This is a genomic window from Mycobacterium sp. DL592 (genome assembly GCF_011694515.1).
Classification (GTDB): domain Bacteria; phylum Actinomycetota; class Actinomycetes; order Mycobacteriales; family Mycobacteriaceae; genus Mycobacterium.
Map to the genome: position 1 here is coordinate 183540 of NZ_CP050192.1, position 21346 is coordinate 204885.

At 66.8% G+C, this 21346-nt stretch carries 20 protein-coding genes, 1 tRNA gene and 1 other RNA gene; 10 read left to right on the forward strand and 12 right to left on the reverse strand.

Annotated elements, in window-relative coordinates; all coding sequences use genetic code 11:
• Positions 1-18: 18 nt before the first annotated feature.
• The gene (locus HBE64_RS00835; RefSeq protein ID WP_167096879.1) at positions 19-531 is read right to left on the reverse strand and encodes a lipoprotein LpqH; all 513 of its coding nucleotides are present in this window, start codon (positions 529-531) and stop codon (positions 19-21) included.
• A 169-nt stretch (positions 532-700) separates the two neighbouring features.
• On the opposite strand from HBE64_RS00835, the gene HBE64_RS00840 reads away from it, so the two are divergent.
• From HBE64_RS00840 to HBE64_RS00850, 3 genes are read left to right on the forward strand one after another with little or no spacing between them, the layout of a single operon-like run.
• Entirely contained in the window at positions 701-1603 is a 903-nt protein-coding gene (locus HBE64_RS00840; protein WP_167096881.1) for a haloalkane dehalogenase, read from the forward strand.
• 22 nt (positions 1604-1625) lie between these two features.
• A complete protein-coding gene (gene tgt, locus HBE64_RS00845; RefSeq protein ID WP_167096883.1) occupies positions 1626-2849 on the forward strand; it encodes a tRNA guanosine(34) transglycosylase Tgt in 1224 nt (407 codons plus the stop codon).
• Between the two features lie 45 nt (positions 2850-2894).
• The gene (locus HBE64_RS00850) at positions 2895-4118 is read left to right on the forward strand and encodes a cytochrome P450 (protein ID WP_167096885.1); all 1224 of its coding nucleotides are present in this window, start codon (positions 2895-2897) and stop codon (positions 4116-4118) included.
• Here the strand turns inward: HBE64_RS00850 and HBE64_RS00855 are convergent.
• From HBE64_RS00855 to HBE64_RS00880, 6 genes are read right to left on the reverse strand one after another with little or no spacing between them, the layout of a single operon-like run.
• The gene (locus tag HBE64_RS00855; RefSeq protein ID WP_167096887.1) at positions 4115-5488 is read right to left on the reverse strand and encodes an FAD-dependent oxidoreductase; all 1374 of its coding nucleotides are present in this window, start codon (positions 5486-5488) and stop codon (positions 4115-4117) included. The two genes, HBE64_RS00850 and HBE64_RS00855, sit on opposite strands and share 4 nt — an antisense overlap.
• 9 nt (positions 5489-5497) lie before the next feature.
• Positions 5498-6277 carry an amino acid ABC transporter ATP-binding protein gene (locus tag HBE64_RS00860; RefSeq protein ID WP_167096888.1) on the reverse strand — a complete coding sequence of 260 codons (780 nt, stop codon included), beginning with the start codon at positions 6275-6277 and terminating at the stop codon, positions 5498-5500.
• Complete coding sequence (locus tag HBE64_RS00865; RefSeq protein WP_167096890.1) at positions 6274-7749, reverse strand: ABC transporter permease subunit; 1476 nt, start codon at positions 7747-7749, stop codon at positions 6274-6276. The genes HBE64_RS00860 and HBE64_RS00865 overlap by 4 nt, the downstream gene beginning before the upstream one ends.
• Positions 7750-7794: 45 nt before the next feature.
• Positions 7795-8664: a tRNA glutamyl-Q(34) synthetase GluQRS gene (gluQRS, locus tag HBE64_RS00870; protein WP_167096892.1), complete on the reverse strand. Its 870-nt coding sequence runs from the start codon at positions 8662-8664 to the stop codon at positions 7795-7797.
• On the reverse strand, positions 8661-9734 hold the full coding sequence (locus tag HBE64_RS00875; RefSeq protein WP_167096894.1) for an ATP-dependent DNA ligase: 1074 nt from the start codon (positions 9732-9734) through the stop codon (positions 8661-8663). The genes gluQRS and HBE64_RS00875 overlap by 4 nt, the downstream gene beginning before the upstream one ends.
• Positions 9735-9747: 13 nt before the next feature.
• The gene (locus HBE64_RS00880) at positions 9748-10332 is read right to left on the reverse strand and encodes a TetR/AcrR family transcriptional regulator (RefSeq protein ID WP_167096896.1); all 585 of its coding nucleotides are present in this window, start codon (positions 10330-10332) and stop codon (positions 9748-9750) included.
• Between the two features lie 97 nt (positions 10333-10429).
• On the opposite strand from HBE64_RS00880, the gene HBE64_RS00885 reads away from it, so the two are divergent.
• The 4 genes from HBE64_RS00885 to HBE64_RS00900 all read left to right on the forward strand — a co-directional run bounded on the left by HBE64_RS00885 (position 10430) and on the right by HBE64_RS00900 (position 13234).
• A complete protein-coding gene (locus HBE64_RS00885; RefSeq protein WP_167096898.1) occupies positions 10430-11116 on the forward strand; it encodes an SDR family oxidoreductase in 687 nt (228 codons plus the stop codon).
• 38 nt (positions 11117-11154) lie between these two features.
• Complete coding sequence (locus tag HBE64_RS00890; RefSeq protein WP_167096900.1) at positions 11155-12192, forward strand: DNA polymerase domain-containing protein; 1038 nt, start codon at positions 11155-11157, stop codon at positions 12190-12192.
• Between the two features lie 293 nt (positions 12193-12485).
• Entirely contained in the window at positions 12486-12737 is a 252-nt protein-coding gene (locus HBE64_RS00895) for a hypothetical protein (RefSeq protein WP_167096902.1), read from the forward strand.
• A gap of 227 nt (positions 12738-12964) precedes the next feature.
• Complete coding sequence (locus tag HBE64_RS00900) at positions 12965-13234, forward strand: hypothetical protein (RefSeq protein ID WP_243841458.1); 270 nt, start codon at positions 12965-12967, stop codon at positions 13232-13234.
• A 742-nt stretch (positions 13235-13976) separates the two neighbouring features.
• Here HBE64_RS00900 and HBE64_RS00905 read toward each other — a convergent pair.
• Positions 13977-14387, reverse strand: coding sequence for a hypothetical protein (locus HBE64_RS00905; RefSeq protein ID WP_167096904.1), 411 nt, complete (start codon positions 14385-14387; stop codon positions 13977-13979).
• Between HBE64_RS00905 and HBE64_RS00910 the strand changes: the two genes are divergently transcribed.
• Positions 14386-15642, forward strand: coding sequence for a PecA family PE domain-processing aspartic protease (locus tag HBE64_RS00910; protein ID WP_167096906.1), 1257 nt, complete (start codon positions 14386-14388; stop codon positions 15640-15642). The genes HBE64_RS00905 and HBE64_RS00910 overlap by 2 nt on opposite strands.
• Before the next feature lie 188 nt (positions 15643-15830).
• Positions 15831-18287, forward strand: a complete 2457-nt coding sequence (locus HBE64_RS00915; RefSeq protein ID WP_167096908.1) for a CocE/NonD family hydrolase — start codon at positions 15831-15833, stop codon at positions 18285-18287.
• Positions 18288-18313: 26 nt separating this feature from the next.
• Here HBE64_RS00915 and HBE64_RS00920 read toward each other — a convergent pair whose 3' ends face one another.
• From HBE64_RS00920 to HBE64_RS00935, 4 genes are all read right to left on the reverse strand, one after another.
• Positions 18314-18964 (reverse strand): cutinase family protein, encoded by a 651-nt coding sequence (locus HBE64_RS00920; RefSeq protein WP_243841459.1) that lies wholly within the window; start codon positions 18962-18964, stop codon positions 18314-18316.
• Positions 18965-19102: 138 nt separating this feature from the next.
• A complete protein-coding gene (locus HBE64_RS00925; protein WP_167096910.1) occupies positions 19103-20182 on the reverse strand; it encodes a dihydrodipicolinate reductase in 1080 nt (359 codons plus the stop codon).
• 63 nt (positions 20183-20245) lie between these two features.
• Positions 20246-20980 carry a hypothetical protein gene (locus HBE64_RS00930; RefSeq protein WP_167096912.1) on the reverse strand — a complete coding sequence of 245 codons (735 nt, stop codon included), beginning with the start codon at positions 20978-20980 and terminating at the stop codon, positions 20246-20248.
• Between the two features lie 73 nt (positions 20981-21053).
• A tRNA-Ser gene (locus HBE64_RS00935) sits at positions 21054-21139 on the reverse strand.
• 79 nt (positions 21140-21218) lie between these two features.
• Between HBE64_RS00935 and ffs the strand changes: the two genes are divergently transcribed.
• An RNA gene (gene ffs / locus HBE64_RS00940) (signal recognition particle sRNA small type) lies at positions 21219-21313 on the forward strand.
• The last annotated feature ends 33 nt before the right edge of the window (positions 21314-21346 follow it).

A 21346-nucleotide genomic window follows, 5' to 3' on the forward strand; every position in this document is an offset into this window, starting at 1 on the left:
CCTAGTCCTCGTCTGCCGTCAGGGGCAGGTGACCTCGATCTCGAACGGCTTGTTCACCGGCTGCATCGGGTTGGCCATGTCGACACCCGTTGCGGTTCCGCTGATCTTGAAGTTGTTGCCGTCCTTGGTCGCGGTGGCGGCTGCGCCACCGGGCACGCCTTCCTGGTAGCCCAGGGTGACGCCATTGACGTTGCCCAGGCCTACCGAGTGAACCTTCGACGCGTCCTCGCTGAGAACGACGGCGATGCCGGTCGCGGCCTCACCGATGGCGATGTTGTAGTTCCCGCCGGCGGTCGCGCAGACGACCTGCCCGTTGATGGTTTGCGGCTGACCGTCGATGGTCACCTTGGCAGTGCCGGCACCGGAACTGGCGCTTGGGCTTGCAGCCGCGCTCGACGATGCGCTCGCCGCCGCAGACGAGCTCGACGCACTCGACGTCGACTCGGTCTTCTTGTCATCCTTCGAACAGCCGGACAGGCCGGCGACCAGAACTGCGGCGCCGGCTACGGCTACCACAAAGCCACGATTCACCGATTTCTCCTTTGTTGACGTGAGCCGTCTACATTGACGGACCATCGGGAAGATTATGAGCCGCTCTTTGCCAGCGATGTCCTGAATGAACGAAGTCGTCGGGGTGGTCGACACCCATTCACAGCAAGTTTGAAGTTTGCGCACCTCACCATCGGTATCGTGAGGCAGCGTGCAGACACTGCGTACTCCCGACGACAGATTCGCCGAGCTTCCCGACTTTGCCTACCGGCCGCACTACGCCGAACTCGACGACGACGAAGGCGGGACGCTGCGGGTCGCCTGGGTCGAACACGGCCCCGCTCACGCCGACCCGATCCTGATGTTGCACGGCGAGCCGACCTGGTCGTTCCTGTACCGCAAGATGATCCCGATTCTCGCCGCCGCGGGGCATCGGGTGATCTGCCCCGATCTGGTCGGCTTCGGCCGCTCCGACAAGCCGCTCGAACGTGAGGACCACACCTACGCCCGACACGTCGAGTGGATGCGGTCACTGGCGTTCGACGTGCTTGACCTGCAGCGGGTGACGCTGGTCGGTCAGGACTGGGGTGGGTTGATCGGTCTGCGGCTGGCCGCCGAGAACCCCGACCGGTTCAGCCGCATCGTGGTCGCAAACACTGGCCTACCGACCGGGGACTTCGACATGCCCGAGATCTGGTGGCAGTTCCGCACAGCCATCGAGAACGCCCCGAGCGTGGACGTGAGCCTGTTCGTGATCAGTGGCTGCCGGCGGCCGGTCAGCCCTGAGGTGCGGGCCGGCTATGACGCGCCGTTCCCCGACGACGCCTACTGCGCTGGCCCGCGGGCCATGCCCACGCTGGTGCCGACCCGCCCGGATGACCCGGCGTCGGAGGCCAACCGCCGGGCCTGGGCCGTGCTGTCGCAGAGCCCCACCCCGATGCTGGTGGCGTTCAGCGACGGCGACCCGATCACCGGTGCGATGGCCCCGATCTTCACCTCGCAGATGCGCGGCGCCCAGGGCATCGAGCACCCGACGATCCACGACGCCGGGCACTTCCTGCAGGAGGACGCCGGCGAGGAGCTCGCCGAACACATCGTGAATTTCTTGAGCTAGTTCGCGCTGGTTAGATGTCGACGTGCCTTTTTTCACCGTCGACGCGGAGCTACCCGGGCGGCGGGGACGCAAAGGCGTCATCCACACCCCACACGGCGACATCCAGACCCCGGCCTTTGTCGCGGTCGGTACCAAGGCCACCGTCAAGGCGGTGCTGCCCGAGACGATGCGCGATCTCGGCGCGCAGGCGGTGCTGGCGAACGCCTACCACCTGTACCTGCAGCCCGGCCCCGACATCGTCGACGAAGCCGGCGGTCTCGGTGCGTTCATGAACTGGCCGGGCCCGACGTTCACCGACAGCGGCGGGTTCCAGGTGCTCTCGCTGGGTGCGGGGTTTCGCAAGGTGCTGTCGATGGATGCCAACCGGGTTCAGGCCGACGACGTGATCGCCGAGGGCAAGCAGCGGCTGGCCCATGTCGACGACGACGGCGTCACGTTCATCTCACACCTGGACGGCTCTACGCACCGGTTCACTCCCGAGGTGTCGATGCAGATCCAGCACAAGATCGGCGCGGACATCATCTTCGCCTTCGACGAGCTGACCACGTTGGTGAATACCCGTGGTTACCAAGAGGAATCGGTGGCCCGAACCCACGCCTGGGCGCAGCGCTGCCTGACCGAGCACCGGCGCCTGAGCGCCCAGCGCCCCGAGCGGCCCGCGCAGGCGTTGTTCGGTGTGGTGCAGGGCGCGCAGTACGAGGACCTGCGCCGCCAGGCGTCGCGTGACCTCGCGGGCCTGGTCGATGCGGACGGCCGTGGTTTCGACGGGTACGGCATCGGCGGGGCGCTGGAGAAGCAGAACCTCGCCACGATCGTCGGCTGGTGCACCGAGGAGTTGCCCGACGACAAGCCGCGCCACCTGCTCGGCATCAGTGAGCCGGATGACCTGTTCGCGGCGATCGAGGCGGGCGCGGACACCTTCGACTGTGTGTCTCCGTCCCGGGTGGCGCGCAACGCTGCGGTGTATTCACCGGCTGGCCGGTTCAACATCAACACCGCCCGGTTCCGGCGCGACTTCACCCCGATCGACGACGCGTGCGACTGCTATACCTGCGCCCACTACACCCGGGCTTACCTGCACCACCTGTTCAAGGCCAAGGAGATGCTGTCCGCGACGCTGTGCACGATCCACAACGAGCGCTTCATCGTCCGGCTGGTCGACCAGATCCGCGCCGCCATCGGCGCCGGCGAGTTCGACGACCTGCGCGAGGACGTCCTGGGCCGCTACTACGGTGCCGCCCGCTGACTTTCGGCTCAGGTTGCTCTTACTGGACGTGTGCACAATTGACTGATGACCGCTCCGGCACCAGCGCAGGCGCTGCTCGTCGAACTCCTCGACCCGGCCAACCGCGCCGACCCCTACCCGGTGTACCGGCAGATCCGCGAGAGCGGAGTGCTGCAGGTGCCCGACAACGACCTGCACGTCTTCTCCGGGTTCGCCGACTGCGACGAGGTACTGCGCCATCCGGCCTCGTGCAGCGACCGGACGAAGTCGACCATCGCCCAACGCGCGATCGCCGCGGGCCAGCAGCTGCGGCCGTTCGGCACCCCGGGCTTTCTGTTCCTCGATCCCCCTGACCACACCCGGCTGCGCCGGCTGGTCAGCAAGGCGTTCTCGCCCAAGGTCGTCAAGTCCCTCGAACCCGATATCGCCGCCATGGTCGACGGCCTGCTCGACAAGGTCGCCGCCACGGGCGAATTCGAGGCGATCGAGGACCTGGCCTACCCCCTTCCCGTCGCGGTGATCTGCCGGCTCCTCGGTGTCCCGATCGAGGACGAGCCCAAATTCAGCTGGGCCTCGGCACTGCTGGCCCAGGGTCTGGACCCGTTCATCGCGTTCACCGGTCAGGCCCAGGGCTTCGAGGAGCGCCTGGAGGCCGGGCTGTGGCTGCGCAGCTATCTGCGTGAGCTGATGGAGAAGCGGCGCGCCGAGCCCGCCGAGGACCTGATCTCCGGACTCATCGCCGTCGAGGAATCCGGTGACCAGCTCACCGAGGACGAGATCGTCGCCACCTGCAACCTGCTGCTGATCGCCGGGCACGAGACCACGGTCAACCTGATCGCCAACGCGATCCTGGCGATGCTGCGCCACCCGCAACACTGGCGGGCATTGAGCGCCGACGCCGAGCTGGCCGCAGGCATCATCGAGGAGACGCTGCGCTACGACCCGCCGGTTCAGCTCGTCGGCCGGGTCGCCGGTGAGGACATGACGATCGGCGGCGTCGACATCCCCAAGGGCGACAACATGATGCTGCTGCTGGCCGCGGCGCACCGCGACCCGTCGGCCAACGAACGGCCTGACGAGTTCGACCCGAGCCGGGAACCCCTGCGCCATCTGGCCTTTGCGAAGGGTCCGCACTTCTGCCTGGGTGCACCGCTGGCGCGGCTCGAGGCGGCTGTCGCGTTGTCGGCGGTGACGAAACGCTTCCCAAACGCGCGACTAGCCGGTGAACCCGAGTACAAGCCGAACGTCACACTGCGGGGTATGACGTCGCTTGCCGTCGACCTGGGTTAATTGCCCAGTGCGGCAATGACTTCCGCGGCGGCACGCTCCCCGGCTTCGACCGCGCCCTCCATGTAGGCGCTCCAGAACGTGGCGGTGTCGGTGGACGCCCAGTGGATGGTCCCGATCGGCGCGCTGAGCGCCGAGCCGTAGGTGGTCCACACGTGGGGGCCGTGATTGGCGTTGTAGCAGCCGCGAGTCCACTGCCGATCCGACCACTCGCCGTCGACGTAGAACTGCGGCTTGGCGGCCTTGCTTCCGTAGTGGCGGACCAGTTCGGCGGTCAGGGCCTCGCGCCGGTCCTCCAACGACCAGCGGGCGTAGTCGCGGGCCTGCTCACCTTCGAGGAACATCAGGATCACGCCGTGGTCGTCGTCGGGCAGACAGGTGTCGTTGGACATCCGGGCCGGGCCGATATCGGAGATCAGCTGACCATTGAAACCCTCTGAGCGCCAGAACGGTTCGTCGTAGACAAAGAAGGCCTTCATGGCCGAGCCGTTGGGCATCCGCTGGGTGAGCTGATCGCGGACACCGGGCAGCGGCGGGTCGTACATGATCCGCCCGGCCAGCGTCGGCGAGATCGCGACGATGACGCGTCGGCCCTGGGCCACCAGCCCGCCGCGGCAGTGCACGGTGACGCGATCGGCGGCGTGCTCGATCAGCAGCACCGGAGCCTTCAGCACGATGTGCTCGGAGATCAGCGCGGCCAGCCGATTGGGGATCTCGCTGGTGCCGCCAACGAACCGGGTGGTTTGTGCGCCGCCCTCGGATTCGGCGAACAATTCCGCTGTGACACCGCAGGTTTGGACGGTGAACAACAAATGCAGGAACGACACCTCGACGGTGGGCACCGCGAGAATGCCGACGGTGCAGATCTCCAGCAGCGTGCGCGCCACTGGTGCCAGGCCCTGCGCGTCGTACCAGTCTGCCGCGGTGATGACGTCCCACTCCTCGGCGTGCGGGGCCAGCCACGGTGCGTCCGGCGGAACCTCGGCCGCCAGCTCGTCGAGGCGGCGCAGGACGCGCTCCAACTCGGCCAGCTCGCCGGCGAAGCGGGTATGGAAGTCGTTCTCGCCCAGCACACCTGAGCCCACCAGTTCGTAGGAGGTCTGGCCCTCGTCGAACTGCGGGTAGGTCTGTACACCGAGCTCTTCGGCCAGCGCGAACATCCGGTGGTGAGTGTCGCCGATCCACTGAGCCCCGAGTTCCACGGCCAGGCCGGGCGCCACCTCTTCGGTGAGGATCCGGCCCCCGACCCGCTCGTCGGCCTCCAGAACCAGTGGTTGCAGCCCGGCTGCGAGAACGGTGCGGGCGGCGATCATTCCGGACAGTCCGGCGCCGACGATGATGACGTCGGCGTCCCGGCGGGTGGTATTTGCCATGCAGACAATCTAGAGGGGGTTGAGCACCCGTTCCAGGAATTGCCGGGTCCGGGCCTCTTTCGGGTTGCCGATGACCTCCGACGGCGGGCCCTGCTCGAGGATGATGCCCTGGTCGGTGAACAGCACCTGATCGGAAACCTGCCTGGCGAACTGGATTTCGTGAGTCACGATGACCAGGGTCCAACCTTCGACCGCGAGGTCCTTGATCACCGAGAGCACTTCGCCGACGAGCTCGGGATCGAGGGCCGACGTCGGCTCGTCGAAGAGCACCAGTCGGGGTTTGAGCGCCAGCGCCCGGGCGATGCCCACCCGTTGCTGTTGACCGCCGGACAGTTCATAGGGGTACTGGTCGCGTTTCTCGGCCAGCCCGACCTGATCGAGCAGGGCGAGGGCCTCGGCGATGACTTCGTCCTTGGGGCGCTTCTGGACGATCAGCGGCCCTTCGGTGACGTTCTCCAGCACCGTCTTGTGCGGAAACAGGTTGTGCCCCTGGAACACGAAGCCGCTGCGCGACTGGAACCTGCGGACCTCTGGCTTGGGCACCGGCTGAGAGAAGTCGAGCTCGATATCGTCGACTCGGATCACCCCGGCGTCGGCCCGATCGAGCGCGTTGAGGGTGCGCAACAAGGTGGTCTTTCCGGAACCGGACGGCCCGATGATGGTGGTCGCCGTGCCCTTCTGCACCTTGAACGAGACGCCCCTGAGTACCTTGTTGTCGCCGAACGCCTTCTCGACCCCCTCGGCGGTGACGCGATACTCGACGCCGTCGGTCTTCTCGCTGTCAGTCATCGCGCCACATACCTTTCCAGCCGGTGCTCGAGGCGGCTCTGGCCGAACGAGAGCACCAGGCAGATGATCCAGTAGTACACCGCCGCCGTGCCGTAGAGCGCGAAGAACTCGAAGGTCGGCGCGGCGGCCACCTGTGCGGTGCGCAGCAGTTCGGTGACCAGAATCGTCGAGGCCAGCGACGTGTCTTTCACCAGTGATATCAGCGTGTTCGACAGCGGCGGCACCGCCACCCGGGCGGCCTGCGGCAGGATGATCCGGCGCAGCGCACCGGCGTAGTTGTAGCCGATGGTCTCGGCGGCCTCCCACTGGCCCTTCGGGATGCTCTGGATCGCCGAGCGGATGATCTCGGCCGCGTAGCCGCCGACGTTGAGGCTGAACGCGATCACCGCGGCGAGGAACGGCTCGAGTTTGATCCCGATCTGCGGCAGCGCGAAGAAGATGATGAACAGCTGCACCAGCAGCGGCGTGCCCCGAATGATGGAGATGTAGAACCGGGCGACGTTCGACACGACGATGTTCTTCGACAACCGGCCCAGCGCAACCACCAGCGCGATCACCAGGCCGATGACGAAGCTGATGACGGTCAGCGGAATGGTCACCGTGATCGCGGCCTTGGCCAACGGCCACAGGTTGTCGGCGATCAGCTTCCACACCGAGCGGTGTCCGGGTTCCGTGCCGCCGGCTGCCGATTCCCCGGTGACATTGGCCTTCAGGTACTTCTGCGAAATCGCGGCCAGGGTGCCGTCCGCCTTGAGCTCGTCGAGTGCCTTGTTCAGCTCGGGCAGCAGGCCGCTGTTCTTGCGGGCGGCGAAGCCCTGCTCGCTCTTCTCCCCGATGGTGGCGCCGATCTTGACCGACTGGTCGTTGGTCTCGGCCTGATAGGCGTGGAAGGCGATGCTGTCGTTGACTACAGCGTCGACCCGGCCCTGGTTGAGCAGGGTGATCGCCTGGGTGAAGCCCTCCACCGGTTCCAGCTTCGCGCCGGCGTCACGGGACACCTGAGCCCAGTTGCTGGTGACCGTCGCGCCTACGGTCTTGCCCTTGAGGTCGGCCACCGACGTGATCGAGTTGTCGTTGGCCCGGGTGATGACGACACCTTCGCCCACCGAGTACGGCTCGGAGATATCGTATTTGCTCTTGCGCTCGGGGGTGATGGTGACTTCGTTGGCCACCACGTCGAATCGGTTGGCTTCGAGCGCGGCGAAGATGGAATCCCATGGGGTCTGGACGAACTCGACCTTCTTGCCGAGCCGCTCGCCGACCGCATTGGCGACGTCGACGTCGTAGCCGGCAAGCTGCCCGGTGGCAGGATCCTGGTAGCTGAACGGTGCATAGGTACCCTCGGTGCCCACTCGCAGGACACCCGAGGACGAGATGCGGTCGGCGCCGGTTTCACTGGATCCGCAGGCCGCGCTCAGCAGCGCGGCGAGCAGGACGAGCGCGAGCAGGGCTCTTCGGACATAGCGGGGCACTCCGGCACGCTAACAACGTGACGGTGCGCCGCCCAATAGTTCTGATCACCGAGGCTGGTATATCCACGGCTCGCGCGGCAGGCGGTCCGGATCGAATTCCGCCAACATCTCGGGTGTCGTCGTCGCGGTGAATCCCAGGGATTCGGCGATCTGCGCCAACGCGGCGTCGGTCCCGATCTCGGCCAGGGTCACCGCACCGTCACGTTTGGCCAGACGTTTACCGTCGGCGTTGAGCGCCAGCGGCACATGGGCGTAGACCGGCCGAGGATAGCCCAGCAGGGCGGCCAGGTAGGCCTGCCGCGGTGCGGACGCCAGGAGGTCGTCGCCGCGGACCACCTGGTCGACACCGCTTTGGGCATCGTCGACGACGACGGCGAGGTTGTAGGCGGGCACACCGTCACCGCGGCGCAGGACGAAATCGTCGACCACTCCGGTGTAGGTGCCGTGCAGCAGATCGGTCACGGTGTACTCGGGGGTCGAGGCCCGCAACCGCAGCGCCGGTGGCCGTGCGGCGCGTTTGACGGCGCGGTCGCTGTCGGACAGCTCGCGACAGGTGCCGGGATAGGCCCCCTCCGGGGCGTGCGGCGCGCGGGGTGCGCTGAGGATATCCCTTCTGCTGCAATAACATTCGTACACCAGCCCGGCTGCGGCCAGCTCGTCCACGACAGTGTTGTAGCGGTCGCGGTGCGCGGACTGCCACTGCGGTTGTTCGTCCCACGTGATCCCGATGGTGGCCAGGTCGGCGAGTTGGCGCTGCGCGACGTCGTCGTGGGTGCGGTCGTCGAGGTCTTCGACCCGCACCAGAAACCGCCTGCCCGTCGACCGGGCGAACAGCCACGCCAGCACTGCCGTGCGCAGGTTTCCGATGTGCAGGTCGGCTGACGGGCTGGGTGCGAAGCGGCCCGCGCCATTCACTCGCTGCCGCCCAGCCCCGGAACGATGTCGCCGAGGCGGAACCCGACCGGTTCGTCGAGTTGCTCGTAGGTGCACGAGCGCGGGTCACGGTCGGGACGCCAGCGGCTGAACTGCGCCGTGTGCCGGAACCGTTCGCCTTCCATGTGGTCGTAGCGGACCTCGACCACCAGTTCCGGGCGCAGCGGCGTGAAGGACAGGTCCTTGCCGGCGTTCCACCGGGAACCGGCATTCTTCTGCGGCGTGCGCTCACCCGCCTCCACTGCCGCCCAATTCCACGGGTGCCCCTCGAACGCGGTGACGAGCGGCTGCAATTCGGCGAACAGCTGGCGGCGCTTGGCCATCGGGAACGCGCCGATGACGCCGACGGAGGCCAGCGCGCCGTCGGGCTTGTAAAGCCCGAGCAGCAGGGAGCCGATCGCGTCGTCACCCGACTTGTGCAGGCGGTAGCCGGCGACCACACAGTCGGCGGTCCGCTCGTGCTTGATCTTGAACATCACGCGCTTGTCGGGCTGATAGGTGACGGTCAGCGGTTTGGCGATGATGCCGTCCAGGCCGGCGCCCTCGAATTCGGAGAACCAGCGTTGCGCGGTCGCCAGATCGGTGGTCGCGGGGGTGGCGTGGAATGCGGGGCCGGCTGTGGCGAGGGCGTCGAGCAGCGCCGCACGGCGCTCGCTGAACGGACGGCCGGTGAGGTCCTCGTCGCCAAGCGCCAGCAAGTCGAACGCGATGAACGCGGCGGGAGTCTTCTCGGCAAGCATCCGCACCCGGGAGTCGGCGGGATGGATGCGCTGCTGCAGCGCATCGAAATCCAGCCCGTGCGCGGTGGCGATGATGATCTCGCCGTCGAGCACGCACCGCGCGGGCAGTTCGGTTCGGGCGGCCGCGACGAGTTCGGGAAAGTACCGTGTCAACGGCCGCTCGTTGCGGCTGCCCAGTTCGACCTCGTCGCCGTCACGAAAGCAGATCGACCGGAAGCCGTCCCACTTCGGCTCGTAGGAGGCGTCCGCGGGGAAGGACGTCACCGACTTGGCCAGCATGGGTGAGACCGGCGGCAGCACGGGTAAGTCCATCTCCCCATTGTGCCTAGGGCAGGGCGTGGTCGATGAGAATCTGCGCAGCCTTACGGGCATGTTCCCAGGGGGCCGGGTCGTCCAGCGAGGTGCCCAGGGCGGCCGCGCCCTCGTAGAGCACGGCCAACTGCCAGCCGAGCAGACGCGGGCTGGCCGCCCCGGCCTGGCCCGCCAACGTGATCAGGCCGTCGATGAAATCCTGCTTGTGGTTGCGCACGATGTCTGCCACCTCGGGCATCGCCTCGGCGGCCTCGACGGCGGCATTGTGGAACGGGCAGCCACGGATCTGTCCGGGCGGGAGTGCGAGGTCGAAGATCGCCAGCAGCCGGGTGCGGGGTGCGCGGCCGGTGTCGGTGGGGGTGGGGCTGATCGGATCGCCTGCGGTGTCCTCGATACCTCGAAGGTATTCCTCCACCACGGCCTGCTTGCTTGGAAAGTGTTGGTACAGAGTGCGTTTGGATACCCTGGCTTCGGTGGCCAGCCGCTCGACGCCGGTGGCGTTGATACCGTCGCGGTAGAAGAGGCGATTGGCGGCCGCCAGGATGCGGCCGCGGGCACCGCGGCCGCTGCCCGCCGTCGACTGCCGCGCACTGGTCATAGGCCAAAAGTATACCGATGAGTTTACCTTTTGCCGCCAGCCTTGTAGGCTCGCCGTAAGATATGTAAACCGTTCGGTTTACCTGTAGGAGGATCTCGTGACGTCGTTAGCCGGACAGACCGTTCTGGTGACCGGGGCCAACCGGGGCATGGGCCGCCACTATGTGTCGCAGCTGCTCGAACGCGGCGCGGCCAAGGTGTATGCCGCGGCCCGCGATCCGCACAGCATCGACGTCGACGATCCGCGAGTGGTGCCACTGGCTTTGGACGTCACCGACGCGGAATCCGTGGCGGCGGCCGTGAAGGCTGCACCCGATGTCAGCGTGCTCATCAACAATGCCGGCATCGCGCGACTGACCTCAGTGCTCGACCCGGACAGCACGGCACTGCGCGAGCAACTCGAGACCAACCTGCTGGGTCCGCTGGCGCTGGCTGCGGCCTTCGCCGACGGGATCGCCGAGCGCTCCGGTGCGGTCGTCAACGTGTCCTCGGTCCTGGCCTGGTTGCCGGTCGGCGCCAGCTACGGAGTGTCGAAGGCCGCGCTGTGGAATGCCACCGACTCGATGCGAACGGAACTGGCACCCCGCGGTGTTCAGGTCGTCGGGGTCTACGTCGGCCTGGTTGACACGGAGATGGGGGCGTTCGCCGATGCGCCCAAGTCCGATCCCGCCGACGTGGTGCGCCAGGTTCTCGACGGCATCGAAGCCGGTGCGCAGGAGGTGCTCGCCGACGAGGTGACCCGGGATGTGCGTCGACAACTCGGAACGCCACTCGACGAGCGCTGAACACCATGCCCGGTACCCGATCGGCGTAGTTTCGAGGGGTGGCGACCAAAGCCGAGGAACTCGACGTCGACGGTGTCGCGGTGCGGCTCACCAACCGCGACAAGATCTACTTTCCCAAGCTCGGCTCCGCGGGGACCAAGGGCACGCTCGTCGAGTACTACCGAACGGTGGCCTGCAGTGGCCCGCTGTTGACGGCGCTGCGCGATCGGCCGACACATCTGCAGCGCTTCCCGGACGGGATCGACGGCGAGGAGATCTACCAGAAGCGGGTGCCCGAGAAGCATCCCGACTATCTCCAGACCTGCCGGGTGACGTTCCCGTCCGGCCGCACCGCCGATGCGCTGAAGGTGACCCATCCGTCGGCGGTGGTGTGGGCCGCCCAGATGGGCACCGTGACGTTTCACCCGTGGCAGGTCCGCTGCCCGGACACCGACCATCCCGACGAACTGCGGGTGGACCTCGACCCCCAGCCGGGTACCGGTTTCGCCGAGGCGCGCACCATCGCCGTCGACATCCTCAAGCCGTTGCTCGACGAACTGGGCCTGGTCGGCTACCCGAAGACCTCCGGTGGGCGTGGGGTACACGTGTTCCTGCGCATCACACCGCAGTGGGACTTCATCGCCGTGCGCCGGGCCGGCATCGCGCTGGCGCGTGAAGTCGAAAGGCGTGCAGAGGATTTGGTGACGACCTCGTGGTGGAAGGAGGAGCGGGGCCGGCGTGTCTTCATCGACTACAACCAGAACGCCCGCGACCGCACGTTCGCCGCCGCGTACGCGGTGCGCGCCACCCCGATCGCCACGGTGTCCACGCCGCTGACGTGGGACGAGTTGGCCGGCGCCGATCCCGACGACTACACGATGGCCACCGTGCCCGCCTTGATCGCCGAACGGGGCGACCCGATGGCCGGGATGGATTCGGTGGCGCAGTCGATCGAACCGCTGCTGGCGATGGTCGGCGCCGACGAAGCGCGCGGTCTCGGGGACCTGCCCTATCCGCCGAACTACCCGAAGATGCCGGGTGAACCCAAGCGGGTGCAGCCCAGCCGGGACACCGACCTGAAGGCCGATAAGGGCTGATCGCGGCTGCGGCACGGTGATTTGCTGCGGGCTCCTTGCCGCAGGGCAGTGACATCTGAATTACCTGTCAATGGGCTGGACTTACCTGTCAATGTGCTGACCGTGCCACGCCACGGGGCGGCTCGTGGATTCGCCTCTGAACTGGTTTTTTGCGGCTGACTACCTGTCCGCCGGGACAGGTTCTCAGCAATCTTGATGCTGAGGGGGCTCGTTTCCAGGCAATTGACAGCACTGTTCACAGGCAGCGCGGTTAGTTTGCGCCGGTTACGCGAACTATCTCCACGGGGGGTCTCATGAACAACACTGTCAAGGGCGCGATCGTCGTCGCCGGCATCGTCCTGGCGGGCGCTTTCGGGGGCACGGTCGTAGCTGCCGCAAGCCCGAAGACCACGCTGACGGTGCAAGACGGTGACAGCGGCAAGGACGGCGCCGGCATCGACTCTGACGGCACCCAGGGCAGCTACAAAGCTGCCATGGACGGCACTGAGGCCGGGCCGATCATGGACGCAGTGCCCCAGGACAAGGCTGTCACCGGCAAGAAGTAGGCGCATGCCTCGGACGGATGCCCGAATCTGACCTAGCACCCCACTCGGTCATGAACCGAATGAACCGCCGGGCAATCCGCCGGCTCTGCGGCTCCGAATAGCTATTGACGGTCCGGTCGATTTGATCGGCGCCGACGATCAGCAGGGAGCGGGTTCGGACAATGACGTCATATCAGGCTGGGATCAGGTCAGGAACGAGGCGTGCGCGGGGGCTTGCATTGGCCGTCGTGGGGTTCGCCATCGCGATGCTGGGCTTGGGGTTCACCGCATTCAGCCCACCGGGCACCCACATCGCAAGTGGCTCGCAGACCTGTGTCAACGGGATCGTGCCACTCAACCCATACGTCGTGAACTGCAACCTGCCGTCGCGAGGAAACCAGATCATCGGCGCGGCACCCGACGCGGGGGCCATCATCGGTTGCAGGCACAACCTCGCGTGCTTGGCGCTGTACGTCAACTACCCGGGGGAAGTACTCGTTCCCGGTTATCAACCCTGAGTGGGATCTGATGCGACGTAGTGCATGAGCATGAGGAGAGCGGTCGTGGGAACCAACGCTGCCGGATCACGAAGATTCAGACATCTTTCGGCTGCGCTTGGCGTGGGAGCCGTGCTGGCATCGGGCGTTATTTCGTTCACTGAGGCGGGTATCCCGGGTGGTGCTGTAGCAGGGCACATGGGGCCGATGCCGACAGTGTCGACCTACATGCCCAGCCAGGCTCCGGGGATGTCCTTGGGTGCGACGGCGGGCGTCACGACCACCACCACCGGACCAGTTGCCCCCGGCTAAGTCCGCCTAACCAGGACGAGAAGACCCAGGGAACCGCCAAAGCTGCCAAGCCGGCGGCCACGGCGGCTGGAGGGCAAGTCACTGCAGTCCCGGACTGCCAGTGTGGTGTTCGACGTAGACGATTCTCGGGGATCCTGGTCGACCCCGCCGTCGGCTGGCAAATACGCCGGTGACGGACTGGCCGCGCGCTTAGGTGCCAGCTGTGAGCCGCGCGAGTTGGCTATCGCCGCCCGTCGGCACTGTGATAGACAAGCTCAGCAAACTAGCGTCTGCGACAGCACGCGGTGACGAGCCTTCCAGGCAAGGGGAAGCTTATGAGGCAAACCGACAGCACGAACGGCCGAGGCGGCAAGCACCGCGCGCGGCGGCGGCCACAGCCCTACGCCTGGCTGGGTGCCGGAGCCGTAACCCTGGGTATGGGCGCGGCACTGGCCGGTGGAACCGCCGTGGCCTACGCCGACACCGGAGCCGCCGGCGGCAGTGCCAAGAGCGCCTCGGCCAGTTCGGACAGCAGCTCGTCAGACTCCACGTCCAGCGATTCCTCGACCACAGCCAAGAAGACCACCGCCCACTCGGCGCGCAGCAGCAAGGTGTCGTCGTCGGGCGGCAATACCAGCGGGCAGGATTCCTCGACGGCGCAGACCGCGGCTGCAACGGCAGCGGCGGCAACCGGGACTACGGCGTCGACGGCGTCGACCACTTCGTCGACCACCGCCACGTCCGCCACCGAAACCACCACCGAGAAGGCGACGACGGTTGCGCACTCGGCCAGAGTGACCACCACCAGCACCGAGACGACGTCGTCGAGCGGATCATCGGGTGCGGCGGCGGTGCTGCCGGCGGCCGACCCGGCGCCGAGCATGACGTCGTACCTGCCGACAGACCCGATCGTCCCCGGAGTCGCGCTGGCGCTCGGCAAACAGCAAATCACCGACGCGCAGACCTCGCTGAACACCGTGACGTGGGCAAGCGGGAACATCGCCGGCGGCCTGGCCGCGATCGTGCCGCAGCTATTGCTCTCCAGCGCATCAGCCACCTTGAACTTCTACTCGGCAACCAACGCCGGGGCGCAAGGCTTCTACGCCACCACCGCAAACATCCCGATCGTCCACCAGCTGGCCGGCGGCAATCTGCTGCTCAACATTCTGTTGCCGTCGTTGGCCGGGGCCGAGATGAACACGGCGGCGTTCTTCCTGCCGCTGGTCGGGGTGTTCACCGGTGGTACCGCCCTCGACCCGGTGACCAACAGCCTGAGCGCCGCGATATCGAACAGTCGCGTGTACGGCTTCGTGCCGGTCTCCATGAAGGCCACCACCGAGCCGGTCGTCTACATCTCGGTCAACGGCGGCCCCAGCGTGCCGGTGCTCGTCGACACCGGTTCCTCGGGCCTGGTGATCTCACGCAACGCCGTGAACACCACCGGCCTCGGCAGCGCGACCGGTACCGGCTCCGCCACCTACAGCGGAGCGGTGACCGAGACCTACCACTACACCGACTACACCACCACGGTGGACTTCGGAAACGGCATCGTCACCGACCCGACGACCGTCCACATCGTCGACCAAGCCGACTCGGCGGCGTTCGAGAACTTCCTCAGCTGGGGTGCCGACGGCATCCTGGGCATCGGGGCGAACGCGGCCGGCTTCGCCCCGAACGTGCCCACCGCGTCGCTGCCGGGAGAACTGAAGGACGGGGTGTTCCTCTACCAGGGGCTGTTCCTGGGGTTCGCCGGGCTGATGATCGTCGGCCAGAACCCGCTGCCGGTGCGAACCTCGGTGCCCGGTGCGCCCACCGCCTACGTGCAGGTGCAGATCAACAACGGCACCAAGACGACGGTCGGGTCGATCATCGACTCCGGCGGGGTGTACGGAACCATACTGCAGTCGATCGTCGGCGGGGCAATCGGTTCTACGGTGCCGGCTGGAACCACGATCTCGGTGTACACCGCGGACGGCAGCACGCTGCTGTACTCCTACACCACGACGTCCTACGGCAGCCCGACGGTGATCTCGACCGGCCTGATCAACACCGGCTACTTCGCGTTCCAGCAGGGTCCGGTGTACATCAACTACGCCGCGCCGGACCTCATCGGTTCCACGGATTTCGACTACGCCTGAGGCATTGCGCCGCAAAGAAATTCGGGCCGTAGTTTCGACGACCCGGAACACGTTATTGACGATTTGGGAATTTCGCCGATCCCGGCCCGCGGTGCGACTAATCTCCGCTGAGGTGGCGTTCGCCAGTCCTCAGGAGGAAGAACATCATGGGTGCTTCGAGGTTTGTAGGCCGAGTCGGCGGATTAGCGGTGTCCCTGGGGGTCGGCGCCGCCCTGTTGTCCTCCGGATGTGGTCTGGCATGGGCGGACGGCTCGACCGGAGCAGCGGCCACCTCCGGCACTGACAACTCCAGCTCGGCCGACGCCGGCTCGTCCGGCTCGCACGCGAAGGCCACCGGCGGCACCCGGCGGGCGGCCTCCGACACCGGCAAGGTGAGCAGCAGCGGCGGCGCGCAGAGCAGCTCGAAGCACTCGGCCAGCGTCACGCTGACGAGCCCGACTACCTCGTCCGACACTGCCCCCGCGGCCGCGACAGCCACCGGCGGATCGGCTGAGCCCACCAGTTATGCGGCGGTGTCCACCATCGCCGCACCGTCGACCTCGACCGTCGGTTCGGTGAACCCCATCGCGCCGACGACGGCCACTCCCGCGACCGGCGGCCCGGCCGCGCCGGTCGACTCGCCGCTGGCTCTGGCGCTGGCCGCGTTCACCCGCCGCGAGGCAGCCGGCACGCTCAGCGCCGCCAACGTCACCGCGCAGACCACCGCGTCGTTGACCGTCGGCAGCAACCCGATCGTCGTCACCCCAACCCTGGCCATCGACAACGGCGTCATCGTCGGCCAGAACTACGTCACCGCGCCCGTGGGCGCCACCCTCGTCTACACCCTGATCGGCGCCCCGGACAAGGGCGGCAAGGTCACGTTCTCGGCGACCACCGATCCCAACTACGTGCTGGGCAACTTCAGTTACTTGCCCGATCAGTCGGTTCTCACCGGCGCCACCAACGAGAAGTTCACCATCATGGTGGCCCAGAACACGGGGTTCGATCAGTTCGTGGGCAGCATCCCGATCCTCGGTTCGCTGGCCACCCCGATCATCAACGCCCTGCACCAGACGCCGATCCTCGGTGACCTGCTGGCACCGGTCATCGGCTACGCCAGCTTCGCGACGTTCAACTCCAACACCGTGCTGCCGAGCACCGCCCCGGTGGCCTACACCTACAAGATGTCGTCGTTCGACGGCGCCCTGATCAGCGTCAACTGGTTCCCCGCCGTGGGCCTTGCGGCCGGGGACAAGCAGCAGACCGTGCTCGACGGTCCCGGTCTGGCCACCGCCGGCCAGACCGACCCATACCAGCTCTACGGCATCTCCGGGCTGACGGCGGGTGTGTCCCAGCTCCGTTCGGCCGGCTTCAACGTCGTCACCTGGGATCCGCGCGGCGAGTTCGCCTCCGGCGGCGTCCTGCAGCTGGACAACCCCTTCTTCGAGGGCCGCGACGTCTCGGCCATCGTCAGCTGGGTCGCCGGCCTGTCCGCTTCCAAGCTCGACAGCCCCGGGGACCCCGTCGTCGGTATGGTCGGCGGTTCCTACGGTGGCGGCATCCAGCTGACCAGCGCGGCCACCGATCCCCGCATCGACGCCATCGTTCCGGGTATCGCCTGGAACTCGCTGAACAACTCGCTGTACCCCGATGGCGCGTTCAAGACGGCCTACGGGTCGCTGCTGCTGCTGTCGCTGATCACCTCCGGCGCCCGGATCAACAACCAGATCTACCTCGGTGTGCTCTCCGGCGACCTGATCGGCTACCTGAGCCAGACCGCGCAGGCCGTGTTGAGCAGCAGCGGCCCGACCTCGCTGCTGAACAACCTGAAGATTCCGGTGCTGTTCCTGCAGGGCACCGTCGACGTGCTGTTCACGCTGCAGCAGGCCATCGATAACGCCCAGACCGTGCTGGCCAACGGCAACACCGACCTCAAGATGGTCTGGTACTGCGGCGGCCATGGCGTGTGCCTGACCGGGCCGACGTCGCCGAACCCGAACATCGCCGACACCATCACGTTCCTCAACCAGCAGCTGAAGGGGATCACGCCCCCGGTGGGCACGGAGATCCCGACGTTCCAGTACACCGACCAGAAGGGCAACTGGTATCAGTCCACCAACCTTCCGGTGTCGGGCAGCCCGTTCTTCGGCACCCCGGTTCAGGTGCTCAACAACGCTGACGGCGGAGTGCTGGGGATCGTGCCGTTCCTCGGCGGATCCGGGCCGGGATCGGGCAACCCGCCTTACCAGGCGACGCTGCCGTACTCGCTGGGGCTGGCCTCGAAGGCCTCGAACGCGATCAACGTTGCGGTCAACACCAACGGGATCAGCCAGATCGTCGGGGCACCCACGCTGAGCTTCGACTACCAGGGTCTGGGCACCAACCGCTTCGTCTATGCCCAGCTGGTCGACAATGCCACCGGCCTGGTGGTCGGTAACCTGGTCACGCCGGTCCCCGTGACGATGGACGGCCAGAACCACACCGCCACCATCAACATGGAGAACATCGTCTACACCGTCGCCAACCCGAACGTCGACAACCTCACGCTGCAGATCACCAGCTCGACCACGGCGTACTGGAGCCTGTCGTCGTTCGGCGCGGTCAAGATCTCCAACATCAACCTGACGTTGCCGACCCCGGCGACGATCACCCCGGAAACGCTCTAGATTTCCGGGTCCAGCCAGCCGGTTGCCTACAGCAGCCGGCTGGCTGCGTACCGCACGCCCTGGCCGACGGTGCCTGATTCGATGTACCTGCCGTGTGCGATGAGGTCGATTCCTGTCGAGCAGATCGGGTCGCCCGACACGCACAGGTCGATCGTCTTGGAGCCGTAGAGCGTGCTCCTGCCGGGCTGCGGTCCACCGCCGACCTTGCGGGACGGGTTGCCGAACAACACCACCGCAGCGACGTGGCCGGCGACCGCAGCGGGCATCGCGGTCTCAGCCGTGAAGGCGGTGCCGGAGTCGGCGGTGAGCGCGTCCATGACATTGGCCCCTTGCGAGTAGCCGCTGAGCACCAATCGGGTGGCGGGGCAGGCGGCCACCAGGTTCTGCACGTAAACCCAAGTGGCTGAAGCACCTTGGGCAGTGGACGCGCTGATGTCCAGATTCGCCGGATAGTCGACTCCGTACACCGCGAGCGACTTCGGCGCCACCTGAGCGCTCAGGGTGTTGACGAATGCCTGGCCGACGGAGTCGACCGGGGGAGTGGTGTTGGCGCCCCGCGCGTAGACCACCTGGACATCGGGGCACGGTGCGGCAAGGGCGGGCGGTGCGGATGTCAACGGGGCGACGAGCGTGATGACCGCTGCAGCAACCATGTGAACCGGACGGTTGGGGGGCACCGGCGGATCGTGACACTGTGTTGACCTGGGTGATCGCAGGCGCGCCGAGTCCGGCGGCAGCCTATCGGCAAGCTCACATCAGCGGCGAAGTGTGTCAAAGGATTTGTCGCACAACAACCTTGGTAGATGCGCCCGGCTTCAGGCTTTCCGCGCCAGCGGAGTCACCCCGCGGGCGTTGGGCAGTGGTAGGTCGTTGTAGGTCGCGATACCCGGCGCGGCCGCGACGACGGCCGGGATGGCGTGGATCGGCGGCATCGCTGTCATGATGTGGCCGAGGACGAAGAAGTCCTCGATGGACGTTGCATTCTCGATCAGGTCCGGCGGCGGCAGGAAGCCGACGGTCATGGTGACCGTCGGGCGGCCATCGATGGTGATCTTCCAGCCGTCGCCGTCGAGCTTCCAGTCGGGATCGAGGGTCTGACCCTTGCGCCACCGGACATTGAGGTCGATGACGGTTGCGCCGTCGACCCGACCCTGCCAGCTGGCGTAGACCCCGGCCACATGGCCGGCGGGGATGGTCCAGGACGCCATCACGAGATCCTCAGTGGTCTGGGCATATTCGGCTTCGCAGACGATCTCGTCGAGTTCCACGCCGAGCGAGTCGGCCACCAGCGCAACCGCCTCGGCGAAGATCGCCGTGCCTTCGGCGGCCTTGTCCGGCAGCTCGGGATCGTCGATGCGCATACCGAAACCGCACGGCCGCTCGGTGTCGGGGGAGTCGTAGAGCGTGGTGTCGGCAGACTCGGCGATGGTGACTTTGTCAACGCGGTCGCAGGCGGTCGTCGCGACGATCGCGAGCAGCTCGGCGAAGCCGGGACTGACACCTGAGCCGAACATCGTCGACCCGCCGGCTATGCAGGCCTCGAGGATGCGGGTGCGATCCTCGCCGAGGTTGTGGCCGGTGACGAAGGATGCCGAGGCGACGACGTTGACCCCGGCCGACAGGATGCGGACCAGTTCGTCGACGTCGTTCCACATCGGGTTGTAGACCACGCAGTCCGGCTTGAGTGCCAGCAGGGCGTCGACGTCATTGGTGGCCGTCACGCCGAGCGGCTCGATGCCGACCAGCTCGCCGACGTCGCGGCCTGCTTTGTCCGGCGACCAGGCGTAGCAGCCGACGAGTTCGAGGGTGGGGTTGGCCGCGATGGCCGCTACCGAGCTTTTTCCGACGTTGCCTGTCGTCCACTGGACGACCCGATACGGGGCGATGTTGTGCACTCGCTCAGCATAGGAGCACGCGGTCGTGGAGATCGCCCCATTGCGTCGATCTCGACGCGGCGATCACTCTTCGAGGGTGACGCTGCCGCGGCTGCTGCGCCGCAGGCGATGCTTGGTCTTGCCGGTCGGCCGCTTGTTGCGGAGAGCGCCGGTTTCGGATTCGGGCTCGGTTTCGGCGGCGACCTCAGGCTCGGACTCGGCGGGCTGTTCGTCGTCCGCAGATTCCTCGGCTTCGGGCTCAGCCTCAGGCTCGGCCTTCTCTTCGACTGCCTCGGTCTCGTCGGACTCGGCCTCGGCTTCCTCGGCTTCATCGGCCGCTTCGTCGGCTTGCTTGCCGCGCTTGCGTCGCGGCTTCTTCTCCTTGGGCGGCTTGGGCACCTGTTCGGCGACAAAGGAGAGGTAGAACGCCCCTAACGCCAGGACCGCCACCGCAGCGGCCGCGCCGTAGACGCCGAACAGCCAGGGCCCGGCGGTCTGCAGGCTCAGCCAGATCTCGGCGATCGCCGTGACCACGATCAGCGCACCGGCGACCACGTGCAGGATCAGCGACCACAGCCGCAGCCGCAGCGCCAGGGCGGGTGTGCCCAACGCAGGCTCACGGGTGCGCTCCAGAGTCAGTAGCACCGGCAGCGCGGCCACACCGAACAACAACCCAGTGACGATGCGCAGCACCGTCCCGAGCGTGTGCGACGTATCGCCCATGAGCTCCCACCACCGCGGCAGGACGAACAGGAAATACAGGACGCCCCCGATCAGCCACACCGTCAGGTGCACTGCCGTCGCGGTGAAGCGACCCATACCCCTCCTAATGCTGTGAATCCGAGGTGCGATCAGGTGGTGACTCACCCCCGATCGCACCTCGGATCAGGTGCGGAGGATAGGGGATTTGAACCCCTGAGGGCTATTAACCCAACCCGCGTTCCAGGCGAGCGCCATAGGCCACTAGGCGAATCCTCCGTCGGCAATGGTAGCCGACTCGGAAGGCGCTCGGATCCGGCTGGCTGACAGTCCCGGTTGGCACGCGTATTAGACTCGCTGTGGACCCCGCGCGGCGTCTATCCTGTGAACTCCCCCAGGGCCGGAAGGCAGCAAGGGTCAATGGGCTCTGGCGGGTGCGCGGGGTCCCCTAATTTGTCGGGTGCATCTCCGCCCGGTGATCACGGC

Coding starts and splice junctions, on each gene's coding strand:
- HBE64_RS00875 (WP_167096894.1), bottom strand. CDS start 9,734: ATGGACTTACCCGTGCTGCCGCCGGTCTCACCCATGCTGGCCAAGTCG.
- HBE64_RS00910 (WP_167096906.1), top strand. CDS start 14,386: ATGACGTCGTACCTGCCGACAGACCCGATCGTCCCCGGAGTCGCGCTG.
- HBE64_RS00850 (WP_167096885.1), top strand. CDS start 2,895: ATGACCGCTCCGGCACCAGCGCAGGCGCTGCTCGTCGAACTCCTCGAC.
- HBE64_RS00855 (WP_167096887.1), bottom strand. CDS start 5,488: ATGGCAAATACCACCCGCCGGGACGCCGACGTCATCATCGTCGGCGCC.
- HBE64_RS00880 (WP_167096896.1), bottom strand. CDS start 10,332: ATGACCAGTGCGCGGCAGTCGACGGCGGGCAGCGGCCGCGGTGCCCGC.
- HBE64_RS00905 (WP_167096904.1), bottom strand. CDS start 14,387: ATGCTCGGCGCCGGGTCGGCCGCCGGCAGCACCGCCGCCGCACCCGAT.
- HBE64_RS00860 (WP_167096888.1), bottom strand. CDS start 6,277: ATGACTGACAGCGAGAAGACCGACGGCGTCGAGTATCGCGTCACCGCC.
- HBE64_RS00930 (WP_167096912.1), bottom strand. CDS start 20,980: ATGGGTCGCTTCACCGCGACGGCAGTGCACCTGACGGTGTGGCTGATC.
- HBE64_RS00895 (WP_167096902.1), top strand. CDS start 12,486: ATGAACAACACTGTCAAGGGCGCGATCGTCGTCGCCGGCATCGTCCTG.